Below are 21,342 nucleotides of genomic sequence, written 5' to 3'. Positions count from 1 at the left end.
CGTACGGCTTCCGGCTTCCGGCTTCCGGCTTCCGGCTTCCGGCTTCCGGCTTCCGGCTTCCGGCTTCCGGCTTCCGGCTTCCGGCTTCCGGCTTCCGGCTTCCGGCGACGGTCTCACGCGCGGGCTGCGACCGCACCCAGCTCCAGCGCGAGGCGAGGCGAGGCGAGGCGAGGCGAGGCGAGGCGCAGAATCGCACACCCCAAGGCGGCGATCGCAGCAAGCTCCGCCACCGGCATCAAGCTCCAGTCGTGAAGGCGACCTCCTCCGTGGGCACCGCGCCCGCAGTGCGGCCGGGGGCGGTCTGGTGAGTCCAATACAGGTTCGTATGCGCGATGACCTGCTCCGGCGACGGGGCTCCCCACTTGGTGAGGTCTTCCGTCGTATGCGCATCGCTCACCAGGGTCGCGTCATAGCCTCGGGCGAACGCACCGTGCAGGGTGGAGCGGATACAGGCGTCCGTCTGGGCTCCGCTCACCACCAGGTGACCGACCTTCAGGTCAGCGAGGATTGATTCCAGCGTGGTGTCCTCGAAGGAGTCCCCATAACACTTCTCTACCAGCGGTTCGGCGGGCGAAGGCGTCAGCTCGGGAACCAACGCCCATTCGGGGCTCCCCTTCTCCAGGCCCTCGCCGGAGTGCTGGACCCAGACCACCGGGACCTGAGCCTCCCGCGCCTTGTCCACCAAGGCAGCCACATTCGTCACGACCGCATCCCGCTCGTGCGAGCCTGCGACGACGCCGTTCTGCACGTCGACGACGAGAAGTGCGGTGTTCGGGCGGTTCTTGAGCGTGGTCATCGGATCTCCCTCCAGTCAGGTACCGCTCACGCTAGCCCCGACCACCGACAAAAACGGCGAAGTCACTCCGGGCGGAGGGCGTCGTGCGGGGAGGACGGGCCGAACTCGGTCTCGAAACGGGTCAGGAGGCGGGCCAGCAGGGCGTTCAGCTCGGACAGCCCGTCCACACCCAGGGCTGACGTGAACAGGGCCTGCTCCCGCTCGGTGCGTTTCTTCGTGGCGGCGGCCCAGCGAGCGCGGCCTTTGCGGGTCAGGCGGATGGGGCGGCTCCGGCCGTCCGAAGCCGCGGCGACGCGTTCCACCAGGCCCGCTCGTTCCAGGCGGTCGATGCGGACGGTGACGGTCCCGGAGGTGACGCCCAGGCGGTCGCCCAGTTCTTTCGGCGTCAGCACCGCGGCGCGGCCGGATCGATGCAAAGCCGACAAAGCTTGCCAATCCCCCGCGCTGAAGCCGTATTCCTCCGCGACGCCGCGCAGCACCTGCTCGAACTGCCGCGACAGCCTGCCGATCCGCTGCCGGGCAGCCTCGACCCGCTCGTCCACTCCGTCCGGCATCACGGCCAGCCATTCGGGCAGGCCCGCCCCCACTGAGTCCAACTGGACACTCCCTCGACGCTCAAGGTAGTTTGATTTGAGTATCAAGATACCTGGTCCCGGGGAGGTCGGCATGTCCGGACGCGTCTGGTTCATCACGGGAGCGAGCAGCGGGTTCGGCCGCGTGCTCGCGGAAACCGTGCTGGCGCGCGGGGAAAAGGTCGTGGCCACGGCCCGCGACACGAGTGCGCTCGAAGAGTTGAAGACATTCAGAGCCCGGCTGGACGTCACGGATCCCACGTCGGTGGAAGCCGCGGTGAGCGCGGCGATCGGCGAGTACGGGCGGATCGACGTGCTGGTCAACAACGCTGGGCACGGGCTGGTCGGCGCGCTTGAGGAACTGACCGACGAGCAGGCGCGGCAGGTGCTCGAAACCAACGTCTTCGGCGTCCTGAACGTCACTCGCGCGGTGCTGCCGCATCTGCGCGCGCAGCGCAGCGGGCACATCGTGCAGCTGTCGTCGGTCGGCGGCGTGGTCGGGAATCCCGGGCACGCGTTGTACGCGACGTCGAAATTCGCCCTGGAGGGGATGTCCGAGGCGCTCGCCGGGGAGGTCGCGCCGCTCGGGATCCGGGTGAGCCTGGTGGAACCGGGGCCGTTCCGGACGGACTTCGCCGGGCGGTCGATGACGTTTTCCGAACCCATCGACGACTACCGCGACACTCCCGCAGGCGTTATGCGCCAACGGTTTTCCGCGCAGGACGGCGCGCAGCCGAACGATCCGGCGAAGGCCGCCGAGGCCATTCTCAAACTGGTCGACACCCCGGACGCGCCGCTGCGGCTGCCGCTCGGGTCCGAGGCGGTGAACCGGATCCGGGCGAAGCTGGAGCAGCAGCTCGCGGATCTCGCGGCGTGGGAGGAAGTCTCGCTGGACACGCGTTATCCGGACGACTGACCAAAACCAGCCGTCCGGACAACCCGGCAGGTCAGCCCACGGGGCCTTCGGCGGGCACGACGGTGACGTTCCGCTGCTGGCCGGTCTGGCCGACGACGGTCACTGTCAGCTTGTCGCCCGGGTGGTGCTGGTCCATCAGGGTGGTCAGCGTGGTGGGCGAGTCGACTGCTTTGCCGTCCACCGCGGTGATCACGTCGCCGGCGGACAGACCCGCCTTCGCGGCCGCGCCGTCGGCGACTACCTGCTGGATCGCTGCACCCGAACCGGTCGCGCCCTGCTGTTGCTGCTGTCCGGCATCGCTGACAGTCACGCCCAGGAACGCGCTCTTTCCGATGTGGACAGTGTCCGTGCCGGTGCCGCCGACGATCTGGTGCGCGATGGAAATCACCTGGTTGATCGGGATCGCGTAGCCCTCGTTCCCGCTGGAACCTTGCGAGCCATTGCCCTGCGAGTCGCCCTGCGAGCCATTGTTGTTGCCGGGGAAGCCGTTGCCGAGCCCGCCGTGACTGCGCCGTCCTCCGCCGCCGTTGAACTGGTACCCGGCCGAGGCCGCGGTGTCCACGCCGACGACCTGGCCCTGCGCGTTCACGAGCGGGCCGCCGGAATCGCCGGACTGGATGTTGGCGTCGACCTGGATCAGGTCCTTCAGCTGCTCGGACGAGCTGTTCGATTCGTCGGACGCGGTGATCGACTGGTTCAGCGCGGTCACCCGCCCGCCGGCCGGGACAGGCGCTCCCCCAGCGCCGCCCGCGTTGCCGAGGCCGACGACTGCGTCGCCGACCTTGACCGAGGACGAATCGCCGAGCTCCTCCGTCGCGAGCCCGGAGGCGTTGGCCAGCTTCAGCACCGCGACGTCGTGGCTGCGGTCGTAACCGAGCACGGAGGCGGCGTACGTCTGGCCGTTGCCGATATCGGTGACCTTGATCCTGGTCGCGCCCTCGACGACGTGGTTGTTCGTGAGGATCTCGCCGTCGGCGGTGAGCACGATGCCGGTGCCCGCCGCGGCCGCGCCCTGGTAACCGAGCTCGGTGTTGATGTTGACGATGCCCGCGCTGACCTTCTTCGCGATCGCCTGCGGGTCGATGGCCGTGTTCGACGGATTGGTCTGGTTGCCGATCGAGCCGAAGTTCTGGTTCCCGGAGACAGCGGACGGCGCGGACGGCGTCCACACGAAGTGCCCGACCCCGAGCCCGACGGCGACCGACAACGCGATCGCGCCGACCGTGACAGCCGCGGTCCGCAACGGATGGCTGGCACGCTGCGGCCGGTGGTACGGCGTCGCGAACTGCTGCGTCGGATGCGGCTGACCGGCGTACTGACCCGGCTGCGGACCGTACGCGCCAGGCGGCGTGCCCCAAGCCTGCTGCTGTCCCCAGCCCTGCTGATACGGCTGGCCAGCTCCCGGCGAGTAGGGATACGCCTGTCCGCCGTGGCCGGGCTGTCCCTGGTCCTGCCCGCCGCGCTCCTGCTCGTTCATGGTCCGCTCCCGCGTCTCGTGACCCTCCGCCAGCTCAGCAAACACCCGGTACCTGAGATTTTCCTTGCCGTCGTCCGTGCGGAAGCTGTGTACCCGCCCCACGGCGCCAAAGGCACGGAAAAAGCCCCGTCCGGCCCAGATTGGGCTGAGCCGGACGGGGCCCGCGGAGACCGCGCCTTCTCCGCGCCGCCGGGGGTCCCGGCGGCGAGGGTGGTCAGCTCACGTGCACGTAGTCGACCACCAGCTGTTGCGGGAACTGGGTGCCGCCGTCCGGGTCGCCCGGCCAGTCGCCGCCCACCGCGAGGTTCAGGATGAGGTAGAACGGGTGGTCGTACACCCACTTCTTGCCGTTCAGGTCCGCCGGGGTGCGGGTCTGGTAGGCCTGCCCGTCGACGAGCCAGACGATCTTGTCCGGCGACCAGTCGACCGCGTAGGTGTGGAAGTCGTCGGAGAAATTGGGGCCGTTGAACGCCGCGCCGATGCCGCCCGCGCCCGAGTAGCCGGGGCCGTGGATGGTGCCGTGCACGGTGTTCGGCTCCTTGCCGATGTTCTCCATCACGTCGATCTCGCCGTCGTCCGGCCATTGCCCGCCGCCGAGCATCCAGAACGCCGGCCACATTCCTTGCCCGCGCGGCAGTTTCATGCGCACTTCCATGTGCCCGTACGCCTGGCTGAACTTGCCCGCCGTATTGAGCCGCGCCGAGGTGTACTGGCACGCGCCGTACCAGCAGTTGTTGCCGGAGTTCTCTTTCTTGGCGGTGATCACGAGGTGGCCCTGCCCGTCGAGCGCGCCGTTCGCCGCGCCCGAGGTGTACCACTGCCGTTCGTGGTTGTTGCCGTTGTTGTCGCCGGTTTCGTAGCTCCACTTGCCCCCGTCGGCGGGTGCGCCCGCCGGGCCGTCGAAATCGTCGGAGAACCCGGCGGCCGGAGCGGCGGCGGGGGCCGCGTTCCCGGCGGGCGTGAGCGCGACCGCGCTGGCGACGGCGAGCGCCGCGGGAATCGCGAGCCGCCGCCAGCGGGAGGAGGTGTGCGTGGACGTCATCGTCATCCCTCAATCACTCGAGGGGCGGCCTGGCGGCGCCACCCCGGGTTTGTTGTGGATGGCAACAAAGTATGCCACCAGCGCCTTCACCGGCAAGACGTTCCGTGGGTCATTTTCCGACCGGTGCCGGGAAAGGCGCTCCGGGAAGGAATTCCGGGCAAGGCCGGATGACCGGACGGGCAAGCGGTCCGGTCATCCGGCCGGGTCAGTACCGGAACTGCTGCAGCTGGCGCCCGTCCGCCGACGGCGCCCAGCCGGTGCGGCCTGCCGGGTCGAGCTGCGCCGAACGCTCGGTCAGCGGGTCGAACTCGCCGCCGAACGGGCCGGTCACGAAGTTCAGGCCCGGCACCACCGCCACCGGTTTCCCGGCGGCGAGGTCGACGACGGCGAACTGGCTCGTCGCGTTGTTGTCGGTGACCACGCCGCCGACCTTGCCGAACTGCGACAGCACCGGCGGCGTCCGGAACGCCTCCAGCCCGAGGTGGTGCACGCTGTCGACCGCCAGGAACCCGCCCTTCTGCTTGCGCACGCCGATGGTGCCCGCCGGCGCCAGCGTCGCCTCGTCGACCGACACCAGCGAGGACGTGCCGACGATGTTGAGGCTGACCGCGCGGTAGTCCGCCTGGTAGATCCGCCCGGCTCCGGAGTCGACCGCCAGCCCGGTCGCGCACCCGCTGCCGCCGTCCGCCCGCCGGACTTCCCCGGAGTTCAGGTCGACGCGAGCCACCGGACCGGTGCCGCCGCTGAAGCAGATCATGCTGCCGTTGGCCCGGCTCAGGTAGACGAACCCGTTCGCCGGGTCGAGGTCGAGCATCCGGTACGCACCCGCCCCCACGCCCGGCGGGTCGGCGGGAATCGGCTTGCCGAACGTCCCCGTGGCGAGGTCGATCGGCAGTACCGCGTCGGCGTTGTCACCGTCGTGGTGCGCCAGGAGCGCGGCGCGGTGCCGCACGGGATCCACGCGGCCGCCGTCGAGCGAATACCCGGCTGCGGAGGCGCTGGCGACGAGCTTGCCCGACGCCGTGTCGTAAGTCTCCACAGTGGACTGATCTTCGCCGAAGTGCAGCAGTGCCAAGCGATGCGCGTCGGGATCAGCGCCGAGGACCTGGTATCCACGGTTCGGCGACGCGTCGCTGGCGAGCGCCCGGCCGTAGGTGCCCTTGGCCGCGTCGTATTCCCGCACCGACTCCCCCGCGCTGGGTTCGCGCAGCGCGACGTACGACGTTCCGGTGGCCGACGCGGCGAAGCTCGTCACCACGGTGTCGCCCGGCGCGAGGCCGTCGTCGATAGTCAGGAAGGACGTCGGCGATGCCTGGCCAAGGATCCGTCCGTGTGCGTCGGTGGCGAAGACGCGGACGTTGTAGGACAGCGAACCGCCGAGCCCGAGCTTGCCCGCGTCCAGCGACGCGGTGCCGTTGCGGCCGGGAAGCTGTTGGTAGGCAACCGATCCAGCGCTCGGACCGCCTGCGTCCCGGCTGTCGCCGTTCGCGTTCGTCACGGTGTTGAGCGACTTGAACAGCGTCGGCGCGGGTGCGGAGAACTCGACCGCCGCGCCGGTCGCACCGTGAATGCCGCGGACGTCGTAGCCGACCGAAAATCCTGGTGCGGCACGGGTGATCTCCGTGTGGTGCCCGGTGCCGAGGATGGGCGCATCGGGCCGTTTCCCGGCATCGCCACCGACGCGAACCGCGGTGAACTCGCCGTATACCGGATCACCGACACTGCCGGTCACCGAACGCTGCACGATACCGACGCCGTAGATCCCGCTGCCGGCGGCGAAAGCCGTGGCTGGCACCAGAACGTCTCCGGAGGTCGCGGTCAGCGGCGCGGTGAACGTGGTGCCGAACAGCGGGGCGCTGACCGGGCTCCAGTGGCCGAGCGTCGACACGACCAGCTGCGGGTTCGACAGGTTCCGCACGCCGGTGAGGTCGTAGTGCACGAGCGTTGACTGTCCGCTGTGGACAGTCGCGGGCGCGACCGGCGCCTGGGCTTCGGCGTAGGTGCCGTCGGTCGGGCCGAAGGTCAGCGTGCGGGTGGCGGACGCGATCGGCCAGCCCGCGACGCGGACCTCGAAGGTGACCGGCACGCTCCGGTCCGTTGTCGCTGCCACTGGCATTCCGGCCGCGGTGAGGATTTCGGCCGGGCTCAACCGGACCGAAGGTACCGCTGAGCGGAACTCCTTGCCGCCGACCTTCACCGCGTACGACGCGCCCGGCGGCGCACCCACGACGTCGGCTCCGATCGTGACCGGGCCGACAAGTCCTTCACCGGTGCCGTTCGTGGCGAGGTCGATCCGGCCGTCCGGTGCCTCTTCCAGGAACGAAGCGCCGAGACCGCCGGTGGTCACCCGGTGTGCGACCGATACCCGCGCGATGGCCGGGGACGCGTGAACGCCGAGCACCGACTGGAGAGCGGCGGTCACGTCGAGCTGCGGTCCGACCGTCACCGGCCGGTCTGCTTGCGGCGGGGTCGACACCGGTCGCGCCGAACGCGTCAGCACGTTCCGGACGTCGAGCGGGTTCATCGGACGGCCGCTCAGTTTCGCCGCTTGGAGCACGACGGCGGCCGCGGCGGCGGTCATCGGCGCGGAGGCCGAGGTGCCGCCGTTCAGCACGGGAGCCACGTCTTGCGCGGAGCCGTGTTCGGCGTGCTGGTAGACGAGAATTCCGTCGCTCGGCGCGGAAATGTTCACCCGCGAGCCGAAACCGGACGAGTAAGCCGCGCCGCCGTTGAAGCGGGTCGTGGCGTAGGTCGGATTGTGCGCGGCCGGGGTGCCCGATCGCTGCGGCACCGAGAGGGTGTCGTCCAGTGTCGTGCCGCCGACGGCGATCGCGCCGCTGTCGAGGACCTTGGTGGGCGTCGTGGAGTACGCGTCGTCGTCGATGTCGGTGGTGTCACCGGCGTCGCGGGCGACGTCGGTGGGCGTGCTGCCGCCGTCCGGGCCGACCGCGGTCGGCGTGTAGAGCCGGGTTCCGTCGTTGGCCGAGATGGTGACGACGATGTGGTACTGGTGCACGATCGTGCTGACGACGGACTGCAGCACCGGATCGTCTTCCAGGTACCGGCCGGGGAAGCCGACGGTGTCGGTGCCTTCGCCGAGGCTCGCCGTGATCACGTTCGGCCGCGGCGTCTGCCGGGCGGCGGCCAGCAGCGAAACCGCGATCTGGTCGACAGTCGGCTCCTGCGGCACGACGAGCCGGTACTGCGCGCCCGGCGAGATTCCGAGCAGATCCGTGTAGCCGGAACCGGTCGCGCCCGGCCGTTGCGCGTCGTGCGGGAGCGGGGCCATCACGCCGAAGTCGAGCAGCACTTCGCCGAGCCCCGGGTCCTGGCCCTCCGCCGAGCCGAGCGGGTCCAGGCGGCCGGACGGGCTCGCCGTGTAGGTCGGGATCAGCGGCATGGACGGAAGATCGAGGTAACGCTGGCCGTCGCGCACGATCGTCGTCGGGCCGTAGGCGCGGACGTACTGGTCCCCCGCGTCGGCCATGCTCTGGTCGGTCAGGTCGCCGATGGAGACGTTGGTGATGATCTGGCCGGCGCCGGGCAGCTGACCGTACTTCGATTTCAGCAGGCTGTACGCGCCGAGCGCGTTGGTGCCGCCGGCGTTGAGGTAGCTCTCGGCCGACGAACTGACGCCGTAGTTGTCCGGCAGCGGCGCGGGCTGTTTGGCCTGCGCCTGCTTCTGCTGCGCGGGCTGGGGCACCGGGACTGGACCGGTCGACATCGCGGACACGCGCCGGTTCACCCGGGCGCTCACTACGCCTGGGGTCTTCGACAGCTTCTGCGCGGCCTCGCCCGCGTCGGAGCCGCGGAGGTGGACCAGGACGGTCTTCGACAGCGCGGGAACGTCGGTGGCGTCGGGGAAAACGGGCTCGACCGAAGCCGCGCCCACTTGGGCCAAGGCGGCGTTGACAACGTTGTCGGAAGTGCGAGCGGCCCGTTGGCCCGCCGCGATCGGCGGGCCGGTCACGGATGTCGCCGGCGCTAGCTGAAGGACGACGTCGGTGGGTTGCGGCCGGGTGAAAGCGGCCCGGACAGCGTCGTCCGTGGGGGCGAAATCTCCGAGCGCGGACGTGCCTTGCGCAAGGGGCAGCACGGTTTTCGCGACGGTTTTGCCGTGGGCGTCGGTACGGGTCGCGGTGCCGTCGGCGGCGAGCGCGACCGCTCCCCCGTCCGGCATCGCGACGTGTCTGGACGGTGGCTGATCCGGTGGCGGCGCGGCAGAAGCCGGAGCCGCGGCGAGGCCGCACAGCGTCACCGCGGCGGTGGCCGAGGCGACGAGGATGCGCAGCGAGGACGTTCGGGCGCGAGACACAGCGCCCCCTTTCGGGTCGGGGGGACGGGGGTCAGTGGTCGGATCAATTTCCCAGCCCTCGACGGCGTGGCGCAAGATAGCCACCATGACCAATAGTCGCCAGGCGGCGGTTTCCCGCCAGGCCGCGCCGGATTTGTCCGCGCTCGGCCTACCGCTCGCGGACATTCGGGTCTATACCGCGCTTGTCGGGCATCCGCGCACCCGGGCGGCGGATGTAGCCGAGCAGTGCGGGCTGTCGACGCAGCAGGTGTCGCGCGCGCTTTCCCGGTTGACCGCAGCCGGATTGGCGAGTCGCGTACCTGGACGACCGGCGCGTTATCTCGCCGCGCCGCCCGATCTCGCGCTCGGCGCGCTGGCCGCGGAACGGGCCGCCGAACTGCGCGAAGCACGGGCGAAAATCGAAGAGCTGATGGAAGTGCACCGCGAGGCGAGCCGGTTCACGCATCCGGCGGAACTGGTCGAGGTGGTCACCGGGACGGAGAACATCGACAGCCGCGTGCTGCGGCTGCAGGAGGAAGCCCGGACACAGATCCGAGGTTTCGACCGGCCGCCCTACGTCAAACCGCCCGGGGCGAACCTCGGCGAGGAACAGCGGCGGCTGAAAGCGGGCATCGCCTACCGGGTCATTTACGCGCAAGCCGCCATCGCGGTGCCCGGCCGGCTGCGCGGCGACATCCTGGCCAGCCACGGCGAACGGTCCCGGGTGCGGCCGACGCTGCCGATCAAGATGGTGATGGCGGACGAAAAGGTCGCGGTGATCCCGATCAGCTCGTCGCCGCACGTCGTGGACGCGGCGTACATCATTCACGCGTCGGCGTTGCTGGACGCGCTGGTCACGCTCTTCGAAGCGGAGTGGGACCGGGCGGTGCCGATCACCCGCGCGCTGACCGGCGCCGACCGCGATCCGGACACCGCCACGCTGCTCACGCTGCTGGCGTCCGGGCAGACCGACGCGGGGATCGCCCGCGCGCTCGGCTGGAGTGCGCGGACGACGCAACGCCGGGTCCAGCGGCTGATGACGGAGCTGAACGCGACGACCCGGTTTCAGGCCGGGATGAACGCGATGGCCCGCGGGCTGCTGTGACGAAGTCCGTGAGGGCCACCTTCAGGGACTCTGAGTCCCTCAGAGAGTGTTGTGTTTGGTGCGGTGTGTCGGTGGTGGTAGCGGCCGGGTGTGCGGGTGTAGGTGCAAGCCGGTTTATGGCTCGTCGTTGACGGATGCGCAGTGGGCGGTGGTCGAGCCGTTGCCATCCGGGTCTGGGCGGGCGGCCGCCGGTCTGTTCGCGTCGGCTGATCATTGACACGATCAGTTTTGTGCTGGTCAGCGGGTGTTCGCGGCCTGGACCGCGGACGGCACCTGGGGCCCGGGTGCGCGGCGTGCTGCGCGACGAAGTCCGCGCTGCGGTGCTGGACTCGCAGTCGGTGAAAACCGTCGAAGGCGGCTGCTGCTGACCGGAAGCCGGGCAAGGTTCCCGCTGCTCGGTTTGGCGTGGGTGGACGGCGGCTACGTCAACTCGACAGACGCCGCCCTCGTGGACTGGGCCCGCCGCCGGGAGCGGGTGGAGATCGTGGCGGTGCCCCGGAACGCGGATGTGGCAGTCGTTCAGGTGCTGCCCCGCCGGTGGGTACGAACCTTCGGCTGGCTCACGAGGCGGGAGACGCTGGACCCGCGACTACAAACGCAAGACCGCCCACGCCGAGGCGATGATCCAGTTCGCGATGATCCGGCTGATGGCGGCTCGCCTCGCCGACGAGCACATCGACCCCACGGCCCCATCGAAACCGAAGCAGCCCGCCGCCCAGCCCAAGACCACGACGACTAACCACCCAGGTTCCACAACACCCTCTCAGGGTCCCCCGCCGTCCGTGAGGGCCACCTTCACGGACTTAGATTCCCTCAAGGTGGCCTTCACGGACTACAGCGGCGGTGCGCGGAGTGGCGGTGGCGGGTCAAGCCTCGATGTCGGCGGAGGCGCGTTCCTCCAGCAACCACAGCACCCCGCTCGGCGGCAGCTGCAGCACCGCCGACGCGGGCTGCCCGTGCCACGGTTCCTCGGTCGCCTCCACCGTGCCCAGGTTCCCGACCCCCGAACCGCCGAACGACTCCGCGTCCGTGTTCAGCACCTCGGTCCACCGGCCGGCGGCCGGAAGGCCCACGCGGTAGTCGTGGTGCGGGACCCCGGCGAAGTTCGCGATGCAGGCCAGCCGCGAGCCGTCCGAGCCGAGACGGAGGAAGCTCAGCACGTTCCCGGCCGAGTCGTTCGCGTCGATCCAGCGGAACCCCTCGGGCCGGACGTCGCCGCTGAACAGCGCGGCGGTGTCCCGGTAGATCGCGTTCAGCTGCCGGATCAGGTCGCGCACGCCGCGGTGCAGCGGGGTCTCCAGCAGGTGCCAGTCGAGCGACCGCGACTCCGACCATTCGCGCGGCTGGCCGAATTCGCCGCCCATGAACAGCAACTGCTTGCCCGGATGCGCCCACATGAACGCCAGCAGCGCGCGCAGCCCGGCGGCCTTGTTCCAGTCGTCGCCCGGCATCCGCTCCCACAGCGAACCCTTGCCGTGCACCACTTCGTCGTGCGAGAGCGGCAGGACGAAGTTCTCGCTCCACGCGTACACGAGCGAGAAGGTCATCTCGTTGTGGTGGTACGCCCGGTGGATCGGCTCGTGCGACAGGTAGCGGAGCGTGTCGTGCATCCAGCCCATGTTCCACTTGAAGCCGAACCCGAGGCCGCCCAGATGCGTCGGGCGGGTGACGCCGGGCCACGCGGTGGACTCCTCGGCGACCATCACCACGCCCGGGTGTCGCTTGTAGACAGTCGCGTTCAGTTCCTGCAGAAACCGTACGGCGTCGAGGTTTTCCCGGCCGCCGTACTCGTTCGGCAGCCACTCCCCGTCCTTGCGCGAGTAGTCGAGGTACAGCATCGAGGCGACCGCGTCCACGCGCAGGCCGTCGAGGTGGAACTCCTCCAGCCAGAACAGCGCGTTCGCGACGAGGAAGTTGCGCACCTCGTTGCGGCCGAAGTTGAACACGAGCGTGCCCCAGTCCGGCTGTTCGCCGCGGCGCGGGTCCTCGTGCTCGTACAGCGGGCTGCCGTCGAACCGCGCCAGCGCCCAGATGTCGCGCGGGAAGTGCGCGGGCACCCAGTCGACGAGCACGCCGATGCCGCGCTGGTGCAGGTGGTCGACCAGGTAGCGGAAGTCGTCCGGCGAACCGAAGCGCGACGTCGGCGCGTAGTACGAGGTGACCTGGTAGCCCCACGAGCCGCCGAACGGATGCTCGGCCACCGGCAGGAATTCGACGTGCGTGAAGCCGGTTTCCTCGACGTAGTCGGCCAGCTGGTCGGCCAGCTCGCGGTAGCCGAGCCCGGGCCGCCACGAGCCGAGGTGCACCTCGTACACGCTCATCGGCGCGTCCGCCCAGTCGGTCGCCTCGCGCCGGGCGACCCATTCGCTGTCGCCCCAGGTGTACTCGGATTCGGTCACCTTCGACGCGGTCGCCGGCGGCACCTCGGTGGCGAACGCCATCGGGTCGGCCTTCTCGTGCCAGTGCCCGTCCGCGCCGAGGATGCGGAATTTGTAGCAGCTGCCCGCGGAAACGCCGGGCACGAACAGCTCCCACACGCCCGACGACCCGAGCGAGCGCATCGGGTGGCCGCGGCCCTCCCACGCGTTGAAGTCGCCGATCACCCGCACGCCGCGCGCGGTCGGCGCCCACACCGCGAAGGACACGCCTTCGACGGCGCCGTTCGGAGTGTCGTACCGGCGCACGTGCGCGCCGAGGACGTCCCACAGCCGCTCGTGCCGTCCTTCGCCGATGAGGTGCTGGTCCAGCTCCCCCACCGTCGGCAGCCAGCGGTACGGATCGTCGGTGACGACAGTGCGGTCGTCGTAGCCGACCTCGATCCGGTAGTCGCCCGGGTGTTCCGGCAGCACCGCCGCGAACAGCGCGTCCGCCACGCGCTCCAGCGGGACGCGGCGCTCGCCCGCGAGGACCGACACCGCCGTCGCGCCCGGGCGCAGCGCGCGCACGACGATGTCGCTGCCGTCGGTGTGCACGCCGAGCACCGCGTGCGGGTCGTGGTGCTCGCCTGCCAGCAGCCGGTCGATGTCGAGCGGAGACGGCGCCGCCGAGGGCAGCTCCGCGGGGACAGCGTTCACGGGGGTCACTCGCTTCCGTCAGTGCTGCGGGCGATCGCCGCCAGGGGCACGCTCAGCCAGTCCGGCCGGTTCGCGTGCTCGTAGGCGACCTCGTACACCGCTTTGTCCAGTTCAAAGGCGCGGAGCAGGCCCGCGTGCGCCTGCGGGTCGCCGACCGGGCCGCCGGCGCGGGCGTACCCGGTGCAGAACGCGGCGCGGTTGCGCCGGGCCCATTCCATCGCGTGCCGGGTCACGTCCGCGTTCTCGGGCTGCCCGACGAGCCGCTGGTGCGCCGCGTAGTCGAACGACCGGAGCATGCCCGCGACGTCCCGCAGCGGCGAGCGCAGCGCGTGCCGCTCCGCGACCGGGGCGGCCGGTTCGCCTTCGAAGTCCAGCAACAGCCATCCGTTGACGGTACGCAGCACCTGGCCCAAGTGCAGATCGCCGTGGATGTACTGGATGACTATCGGCGACTCGTGCGCGCGCACCGTTTCGAACACTTCGCGCAGCGCGGGCGCGTACACGGCCAGCTCCGGGACCATCTCGGACACCTGGTCGAGACGCTCGGTCATCGCGCGCACCGTCCGGTCCAGCTCGCCGCTGTCCGCGGGCTCGGTGCCGAGCGCGGTCGCGAGGTCCGCGTGCACCTCGGCCACCGCCGCGCCGAGCCGCTCGGCCTCGCCGGCGAAGTCGCCGCCCGCCTCGGCCGCGAGCTGGTCCGGTTCGGCCAGCAGGTCCCGCACGCTCGTGGTCGCCATCGCCCAGCCGTCGACCGCGTCCGGCAGGAACTCCTGCAGCATCCCCATCGTCGCGGGTTCGCCGTGCAGCTCGCCGGAGATCGAGCCGACCACGCGGGCGATGTGCTTGCAGCCGGCGTCCTGCAGCGCGCGGTGCAGCAGCAGGTCCTTGTTCATCCCCGTGCTGAGCTTGCGGAACAGCTTGAGGATGTACTGCCCGCCGTACACCAGCGAGGTGTTGCTCTGCTCGGCGGTGATCGGCCGCGAGCGCAGCCCGGGTTCGAGCGTCGTGTCCGGCTCCGCGGCGAACCGCAGCGGCCCGACGGACTCGCCCGCCGCCATCCGGTCCAGCAGCCCGGCGGTGAGGTCCGCGTCGCCGCTCGCCTCGTAGAACCGTTCCCCGAGCACCGCGGCCGACGCGACCTCCGGGACCCCGGACCGGCGCCCGATCAGCAGCTGATACGGCTCGGTGCGGTCGCCCTGCACCACGTCGACGACCGCGTGCACCAGCAGCGGATCCGGACCCGCCAGCGCGGTGAGGCCGACCGGGCGGACCTCGTCGACCGGCCGGTCCTTGCCCGCGAACCAGCGCTGCGCGGGCAGCCAGTCCGGCAGCAGCGCGGTCAGCGCGCCGGACACCTCGGACAGCGCGGGCGGCTCGGGCGGCTCGGGCGGGGAACCGTGGTGCGACAGCGGACTCACCTCATTCTTCCGGCTCGAGCAGCTGGAACCAGTAGAACCCGTGCCCGGGCAGCGTGAGCAGGTACGGCAGCTCGCCGATGTCCGGGAAGCGCACCCCGCCGGTCAGCTCGACCGGCGTCGCGCCCTGGTGCGCGGACAGGTCCAGTTCCACCGGCTGCGGGAAACGGGACAGGTTGTTGACGCACACCACGACGTCCTCGCGGCCGTCCGGGCGCAGCCACCGGCGCTGGTAGGCGAGCACGCTCGGGTTCGAGCCGCCGAGGTCGGCGAAATCGCCCTGGCCGAACGCGTGGTGCTGCTTGCGCACCTCGATCATCCGGCGCGTCCAGTTCAGCAGCGACGCCGCGTTGTCGGCCTGGGCCTCGACGTTCAGCGCCTGGTGCCCGTACACCGGGTCCATGATCACCGGCAGGTAGATGCGGCCGGGGTCGCAGGTGGAGAACCCGGCGTTGCGGTCCGGCGTCCACTGCATCGGCGTGCGGACCGCGTCCCGGTCGCCGAGCCAGATGTTGTCGCCCATGCCGATCTCGTCGCCGTAGTAGAGCACCGGCGACCCGGGCAGCGACAGCAGCAGCGCGGTGAACAGCTCCTGCTGGTTGCGGTCGTTGTCCAGCAGCGGGGCCAGCCTGCGGCGGATGCCGATGTTGGCCTTCATCCGCGGGTCCTTGGCGTACTCCGAGTACATGTAGTCGCGCTCTTCGTCGCTGACCATCTCGAGCGTCAGCTCGTCGTGGTTGCGCAGGAAGATGCCCCACTGGGTGCCGGACGGGATCTGCGGCGTCTGCAGCAGGATCTCCGAGATCGGGAACCGCGACTCCCGGCGCACCGCCATGAAGATCCGCGGCATCAGCGGGAAGTGGAAGGCCATGTGGCATTCGTCGCCGCCGACCTCCTCGTCGCCGAAGTACTCGACCACGTCGCTGGGCCACTGGTTCGCCTCGGCCAGCAGGATCCGGCCGGGGAACTCGTCGTCGACCACTTTCCGGCAGCGCTTGAGGAAATCGTGCGTGCGCGGCAGGTTCTCGCAGTTCGTGCCCTCCTGTTCGAACAGGTAGGGCACGGCGTCGAGGCGGAAGCCGTCGATGCCGATGTCGAGCCAGAACCGCAGCACGTCGATCATCGCGTCCTGCACGGCCGGGTTCTCGTAGTTCAGGTCCGGCTGGTGGGCGAAGAACCGGTGCCAGTAGAACTGGCCGCGCACCGGGTCGTAGGTCCAGTTCGACGTTTCGGTGTCGACGAAGATGATCCGCGCGTCGGCGTAGCGGGAGTCGTCGTCGCTCCAGACGTAGTAGTCGCCGTACGGGCCGTCCGGGTCCGAGCGCGACTGCTGGAACCACGGATGCGCGTCCGACGTGTGGTTCAGCACCAGGTCGGTGATCACCCGGATGCCGCGCCGGTGCGCCTCGTCGAGCAGGTACACGAAGTCCTCGACACTGCCGAATTCCGGCAGCACGGCACGGAAATCGCTGATGTCGTAGCCGCCGTCGCGCAGCGGCGAGGCGTAGAACGGCGGCAGCCACAGGCAGTCCACCCCGAGCCATTCGAGGTAGTCCAGCCTGCCCGCCAGCCCGCGCAGGTCGCCGGTGCCGTCGCCGTTCGAGTCGGCGAACGCGCGCACCAGCACCTCGTAGAACACCGCGCTCTTGAACCATTCCGGGTCCTTCGGCGCCGCGTGCGCGTGCGCGAAGTCGTCCGCCTGCGGCTCGACCAGCAAGCCGTCGGCGGTCACCGCCTCCCCCGTGTGCGGCACGCCCGCCAGTCCCGCCGCGGCGCCGGGCCGGCTCTCCTCGTCCATCCGTTCCACCTTGTCGTGAGTCGCCTGTGCTGAATAGTGGTTATCCCGATCGGAGCCGGGCTAACCACTCGCGAAGTCCTGTCGCCGGTTTCAGGCCGCGAGCCTGCGGCGCAGCGCCACGATGTGCGCGACCGCCCGCCACGGTTCGAGCCGGACGAAGTTCGCCTGGCCCCAGTCCCACGTCTCGCCGGTGACCTCGTCGTGCGCGATGAGCCGCTCGGGCCAGTCGAAGCCCAGCGCGGGCAGGTCGAGCCAGAGCGTGCCCTCGTGCGCGCCGTGCGGGTCGAGGTTCACCACCGTGACGACCGTGTCGCCGGTCGCCGGGTCCTGTTTGGAGTAGGCCAGCAGCGCTTCGCTGTCGACGTGGTGGAAGCGCAGCGACCGCATGCCCTGCAGCGCGGGGTGCGCGCGGCGGATCGCGTTGAGCCGGGTCAGCCACGGTTCCAGCGAACGGCCCTCGGCGAGCGCGCGGGCGAAATCGCGCGGGCGCAGCTGGTACTTCTCCGAGTCGAGGTACTCCTCGCTGCCCGGCCGCACCGCCTCGGATTCGAACAGCTCGTAGCCGGAGTACACGCCCCAGGTCGGCGACATCGTCGCGGCGAGCGCGGCGCGCAGCGCGAACATGCCGGGACCGCCGTGCTGCAGCGATTCGTGCAGGATGTCCGGGGTGTTGACGAACAGGTTCGGGCGGCCGTGGTCCCAGTGCTCGACGAGGTCCGTGCCGAACTCGATCAGCTCTTCTTTCGTGGTGCGCCAGGTGAAATAGGTGTAGCTCTGGGTGAAGCCGAGCTTCGCCAGCCCCCACAGCCGGGCCGGGCGGGTGAACGCCTCGGCGAGGAACAGCACGTCCGGGTGCGCGTCCTTCACCGACTGGATCAGCCACGCCCAGAAGTCCGGCGGCTTGGTGTGCGGGTTGTCGACCCGGAAGATCCGCACCCCGTGCGACACCCAGTACAGCACGACGCGCAGCACCTCGTCGTAGATGCCGCGCGGGTCGTTGTCGAAGTTGACCGGGTAGATGTCCTGGTACTTCTTCGGCGGGTTCTCCGCGTAGGCGATGGTGCCGTCCGGGCGGGTGGTGAAGAACTCCGGGTACTTGACCACCCACGGGTGATCGGGCGCGGCCTGCAGCGCGAGGTCGAGCGCGACCTCCAGCCCGAGTTCCTCCGCGCGCGCGGCGAAGGCGTCGAAGTCCTCGATCGTGCCGAGCTCTGGGTGGATCGCGTCGTGCCCGCCCTCGTCCGCGCCGATCGCCCACGGCGAGCCGACGTCGTCCGGCGTCGCGTCGAGAGTGTTGTTGGGGCCCTTGCGGTTCACCCGGCCGATGGGGTGCACCGGCGGCAGGTAGACGACGTCGAAACCCATGCCCGCGACGCGGTCCAGCTCGCGCCGCGCGGTGGCGAAGGTGCCGTGCACCGCGCGGCCCTGCGCGTCGACTCCGCCGGTGGAACGGGGGAAGAATTCGTACCAGGAACCGAAAGCGGCGCGTTTGCGGTCCACCCACAGCTTCAGCACGCGGCCCTTGGTGATCAGCTCGCGCACCGGGAAATCGTGCATGAGCTGGCGGACCTCGGGCGACAGCGCGGGACCGACGCGCTCGGCGAGATCGCGTTCCCCGTCGCGCAGCGCGGCCGCGGCCCCGGCGAGCAGCGGGCGCTCGGCCCGGCGCTCCGGGCGCCGCGACACCCGGTCGAGCAGCAGCGCCCCGCTCTCCAGGTCGTTGGCCAGCTCCCCCGGTCCCTGCCCGGCGGCGATCTTCACCTCGACCGCGTGCTCCCAGGTGGCCCACGGATCGCTCCACGCGTCCACGCGATAGGTCCACATGCCCTCGGCGTCGGGCACGATCACCGCGCCGAACCGGTCGAGCCCCCGGCCCTGCGCGGCCATCCGCGTCTGGCGCGCGGCCCGGTCGCCGGGACCGCGCCAGGCGACCGTCGCGGCGACCGCGTCGTGGCCCTCCCGCCAGACCGTGGCGGTGACGGGGAAATGTTCGCCTGCAACGGCTTTGGCCGGATATCGGCCGCAGCTGACAATGGGTGCGACGTCGTCGATCCCGAGCCTGCCGGTCATGGCAATGCCCCTTTTTCACGGTGGGTGGGAGTGTGGTCGGAGTGTGCCTCCGCGAGCACGGTCAGTGTGCCTGATTCCTCCAAAGCCGTTGACAGCGGGGCCTTTTTCTGAAATTCCCGCCACCCGGTCGGGCGAAACGCGCCCATTCGGCGGAACTCCCCGACGCATTCCCGTCTCCCGCCCGCAACACGCGCGCCGAATTGCGTTAACAATCGGCGGCGCGTTCCGGTGATTACCCGCGAGTACCGCTTCGCGGCCGATGGTCTGTGAGGGGAACCCTGAGGGACTCTGATTCCCTCAGGGTTCCCCTCACGGACGGCTGGGCTGGGCCGCTGGCCTCGTCAGAGCTGCGGGATCTCCACCGTGTCCCGCGGCGCGCGCAGCAACAGCAGCGACCGCGCCTCGACCGTGATCCGCGCCTTCGGCTCCAGCACGCCGGGATGGGCGGGAGTGCCGTCGGCGGTGCTGGTGTCCAATGTGGGCTTGAAGGTCTCGCCGTACTCCGGGCCGGGCAGCACGATCTCAGCCGGTTCCGCGCCGGCGTGCAGCACCAGAAGCCACGAATGGTCGGTGACGAGCGCGCCCTCGCGGTTGCGCGCCTGGCTGTTCGACCCGTCGATCCACATGCAGAGCGTGCGGCGGTCCTCGTCGAACCAGTCGATCTCGTCGAACTCCTCGCCGTCCGGGCGGAACCACACGAGGTCGGGTTTGCCGGTGACCGTCGTGCGGCCCTCGAAGAACTCCGGCTGCCGCAGCGCCGGGCTGTGCGCGCGCAGCCGGACCAAGCGGCGGGCGAACTCGAGCATCGGTTCCGAGGCCTCGGTCGGCGTCCAGTCGACCCAGGACGTTTCGTCGTCGAGGCAGTAGGCGTTGTTGTTGCCCTGCTGGGTCCGCCACATCTCGTCGCCCGCGGTGAACATCGGCGTGCCGGTGGACAGCAGCAGCGTCGCGAACAGGTTGCGCGCCTGCCGGGTGCGCAGCGCGACGATCGCCGCGTCGTCGGTCTCGCCCTCCGCGCCGTGGTTCCACGACCGGTTGTCGTTCGTGCCGTCGCGGTTGTCCTCGCCGTTGGCCTCGTTGTGCTTTTCGTTGTAGGACACCAGGTCCCGCAGCGTGAAGCCGTCGTGCGCGGTGACGAAGTTGATCGACTGCCACGGGCGGCGCAGGTTGTGGTCGTACAGGTCGGACGAGCCGGACAGCCGGTACGCGAGGTCCCGCACGCCGGTCGCGCCGCGCCAGAAATCGCGGACCGTGTCCCGGTAGCGGCCGTTCCACTCGGCCCACTGCGCTCCGAAGTCGCCGACGCGGTAGCCCTCGCCGGTCGCGTCCCACGGTTCGGCGATCAGCTTGCAGCGCGACAGGACCGGGTCGGTGGTGATCGCGGTGAGCATCGTCGACTCGCGGTCGAACATCTCGCCGCGCGGGCGGCCGAGCGTGCTCGCCAGGTCGAAGCGGAATCCGTCCACGCCCATCTCCTGCGTCCAGTACCGCAGCGAATCGGTGACCAGGCGGACGACCGTCGGCGAACCGGCGTCGAGGGTGTTGCCGCAGCCGGTGAGGTCGGCCATGTGCCCGCGGCGGGTGTGCAGGTAGTACGCCGGGGCGTCGAGGCCGCGCAGCGACAGCGTCGGACCGTCCGGGCCGCCCTCGCAGGTGTGGTTGAAGACGACGTCGAGCAGCACCTCGATGCCGGCCGCGTGCAGGGCCGCCACCATCGTGCGGAATTCCTCGATCTCGCGGCCCGGCTCGCTCGCGTACCCGGCGTGCGGCGCGAAGTAGCCCAGCGGCGAGTAGCCCCAGTAGTTGTGCCGTCCCGAGCGGATCAGCGCGGGCTCGTCGGCGAAGGCGTGCACCGGCAGCAGTTCGACGGTCGTCACGCCGAGCCGGGTCAGGTGCTCGATCGCCACCGGGTGCGCCAGGCCGAGGTACGTGCCGCGCAGCGCCTCCGGGATGAACGGGTGCTGCTGGGTGAACCCCTTCACGTGCAGTTCGCAGATCACCGACTCTTCGAACGGCACCTCGGGTTTGATTCCGGTGTCCTGTCCGCCGGGCGCGGCGACGACCGACAGCGGCACCGCGCCCAGCGAGTCCACAGTGGACATCGGACCGCGCTCGGGATCGCCGGTGAAGCCCTGCGCGGCGTGCAGGCCGGCGAGCTTCCCGTCGATCCGGCGCGCGTACGGGTCGACGAGGAGCTTCGCCGGGTTGCAGCGGTAGCCGCGGGCCGGGTCGTACGGACCGTGCACGCGGTAGCCGTAGCGCTGGCCGACCGTGACGCCCGGGACGAGGCCGTGCCAGACGCCGAACGTGCGTTCGGTCAGCTCGATCCGCCGCTCGGAGCCGTCGTCCCCGATGAGGCACACCTCCACCGCGTCGGCGACGGCGGACGTCACCGCGAACCGGACGCCGCCCGCCTCCGGGTGGGCGCCGAGCGGGAACGGACGTCCGGCGAGGACCTGGTTGTCGGTTGCGGGTCGCTGTGCCATGCGCCGATCCTTTCAAATCCCGGGCGGCGGCGGGCTCCGGCGCTTGGCTGAACTTCCCCGGGGCAGGGGTGGTGACCTGGGCGGACGGCGTCGCAGACAGGGGTCGGGCCGGGCGCGCCCCGAAAGCGGCCTCGACGGAGAGGCTGTCCTCGTGCATGTGGTGCTGCGAGATCAGGCCGCAATGGACGGTCAGCCGGAGCGCGAAGGTCATCGCGAACCGTTCGCCGGTGGGCTTGACCTGCTGGAAGCTGGATCCGAAGAGGGGTGCACTGACAGCTTCTGTCAGTGGACCGGGGC

The 21,342-nt window shown here is 70.5% G+C and carries 11 protein-coding genes and 2 pseudogenes; 3 read left to right on the top strand and 10 right to left on the bottom strand.

Annotation, left to right across the window (positions count from 1 at the left end; genetic code table 11):
* Positions 1 to 235: 235 nt before the first annotated feature.
* Positions 236 to 796 (bottom strand): cysteine hydrolase family protein, encoded by a 561-nt coding sequence (locus tag ACZ7SW_RS25950; protein WP_470232955.1) that lies wholly within the window; start codon positions 794 to 796, stop codon positions 236 to 238.
* Between the two features lie 62 nt (positions 797 to 858).
* On the bottom strand, positions 859 to 1,383 hold the full coding sequence (locus tag ACZ7SW_RS25945) for a MarR family winged helix-turn-helix transcriptional regulator (RefSeq protein WP_470233131.1): 525 nt from the start codon (positions 1,381 to 1,383) through the stop codon (positions 859 to 861).
* A gap of 79 nt (positions 1,384 to 1,462) precedes the next feature.
* Between ACZ7SW_RS25945 and ACZ7SW_RS25940 the strand changes: the two genes are divergently transcribed.
* Positions 1,463 to 2,284 (top strand): oxidoreductase, encoded by an 822-nt coding sequence (locus ACZ7SW_RS25940; protein WP_470232954.1) that lies wholly within the window; start codon positions 1,463 to 1,465, stop codon positions 2,282 to 2,284.
* 31 nt (positions 2,285 to 2,315) lie between these two features.
* Here the strand turns inward: ACZ7SW_RS25940 and ACZ7SW_RS25935 are convergent, their stop codons facing one another.
* The 3 genes and pseudogenes from ACZ7SW_RS25935 to ACZ7SW_RS25925 all read right to left on the bottom strand — a co-directional run bounded on the left by ACZ7SW_RS25935 (position 2,316) and on the right by ACZ7SW_RS25925 (position 9,118).
* Entirely contained in the window at positions 2,316 to 3,761 is a 1,446-nt protein-coding gene (locus ACZ7SW_RS25935; RefSeq protein WP_470232953.1) for a S1C family serine protease, read from the bottom strand.
* A gap of 217 nt (positions 3,762 to 3,978) precedes the next feature.
* Positions 3,979 to 4,803: pseudogene (locus ACZ7SW_RS25930) on the bottom strand (glycoside hydrolase family 16 protein); the annotation flags it as partial.
* A 205-nt stretch (positions 4,804 to 5,008) separates the two neighbouring features.
* Positions 5,009 to 9,118 carry a S8 family serine peptidase gene (locus ACZ7SW_RS25925; RefSeq protein WP_470232952.1) on the bottom strand — a complete coding sequence of 1,370 codons (4,110 nt, stop codon included), beginning with the start codon at positions 9,116 to 9,118 and terminating at the stop codon, positions 5,009 to 5,011.
* A gap of 85 nt (positions 9,119 to 9,203) precedes the next feature.
* Here ACZ7SW_RS25925 and ACZ7SW_RS25920 point away from each other — a divergent pair, with 85 nt between their 5' ends.
* A complete protein-coding gene (locus ACZ7SW_RS25920; protein WP_470232951.1) occupies positions 9,204 to 10,202 on the top strand; it encodes a helix-turn-helix domain-containing protein in 999 nt (332 codons plus the stop codon).
* An 88-nt stretch (positions 10,203 to 10,290) separates the two neighbouring features.
* Positions 10,291 to 10,941: pseudogene (locus tag ACZ7SW_RS25915) on the top strand (transposase family protein).
* Between the two features lie 127 nt (positions 10,942 to 11,068).
* Here the strand turns inward: ACZ7SW_RS25915 and glgB are convergent.
* The 5 genes from glgB to glgX form a co-directional block, all read right to left on the bottom strand.
* The gene (gene glgB, locus ACZ7SW_RS25910; protein WP_470232950.1) at positions 11,069 to 13,276 is read right to left on the bottom strand and encodes a 1,4-alpha-glucan branching protein GlgB; all 2,208 of its coding nucleotides are present in this window, start codon (positions 13,274 to 13,276) and stop codon (positions 11,069 to 11,071) included.
* Between the two features lie 5 nt (positions 13,277 to 13,281).
* The gene (locus ACZ7SW_RS25905) at positions 13,282 to 14,694 is read right to left on the bottom strand and encodes a maltokinase N-terminal cap-like domain-containing protein (RefSeq protein ID WP_470232949.1); all 1,413 of its coding nucleotides are present in this window, start codon (positions 14,692 to 14,694) and stop codon (positions 13,282 to 13,284) included.
* A gap of 1 nt (position 14,695) precedes the next feature.
* Positions 14,696 to 16,489, bottom strand: coding sequence for a maltose alpha-D-glucosyltransferase (gene treS, locus ACZ7SW_RS25900; RefSeq protein WP_470232948.1), 1,794 nt, complete (start codon positions 16,487 to 16,489; stop codon positions 14,696 to 14,698).
* A 90-nt stretch (positions 16,490 to 16,579) separates the two neighbouring features.
* The gene (locus tag ACZ7SW_RS25895) at positions 16,580 to 18,559 is read right to left on the bottom strand and encodes an alpha-1,4-glucan--maltose-1-phosphate maltosyltransferase (protein ID WP_470232947.1); all 1,980 of its coding nucleotides are present in this window, start codon (positions 18,557 to 18,559) and stop codon (positions 16,580 to 16,582) included.
* 341 nt (positions 18,560 to 18,900) lie between these two features.
* A complete protein-coding gene (glgX, locus tag ACZ7SW_RS25890) occupies positions 18,901 to 21,045 on the bottom strand; it encodes a glycogen debranching protein GlgX (protein WP_470232946.1) in 2,145 nt (714 codons plus the stop codon).
* Between the last annotated feature and the right edge of the window lie 297 nt (positions 21,046 to 21,342).

The sequence above is a fragment of the Amycolatopsis sp. NPDC114484 genome, from assembly GCF_055633755.1.
This window is presented reverse-complemented; position numbering and strand designations above follow the sequence as displayed.

What these genes read in the sequence shown, in the direction of transcription:
- ACZ7SW_RS25950 (WP_470232955.1), bottom strand. Translation starts at nt 796, where the DNA reads ATGACCACGCTCAAGAACCGCCCGAACACCGCACTTCTCGTCGTCGAC.
- ACZ7SW_RS25940 (WP_470232954.1), top strand. Translation starts at nt 1,463, where the DNA reads ATGTCCGGACGCGTCTGGTTCATCACGGGAGCGAGCAGCGGGTTCGGC.
- ACZ7SW_RS25935 (WP_470232953.1), bottom strand. Translation starts at nt 3,761, where the DNA reads ATGAACGAGCAGGAGCGCGGCGGGCAGGACCAGGGACAGCCCGGCCAC.
- ACZ7SW_RS25920 (WP_470232951.1), top strand. Translation starts at nt 9,204, where the DNA reads ATGACCAATAGTCGCCAGGCGGCGGTTTCCCGCCAGGCCGCGCCGGAT.
- treS (WP_470232948.1), bottom strand. Translation starts at nt 16,489, where the DNA reads ATGGACGAGGAGAGCCGGCCCGGCGCCGCGGCGGGACTGGCGGGCGTG.
- ACZ7SW_RS25895 (WP_470232947.1), bottom strand. Translation starts at nt 18,559, where the DNA reads ATGACCGGCAGGCTCGGGATCGACGACGTCGCACCCATTGTCAGCTGC.
- glgX (WP_470232946.1), bottom strand. Translation starts at nt 21,045, where the DNA reads ATGGCACAGCGACCCGCAACCGACAACCAGGTCCTCGCCGGACGTCCG.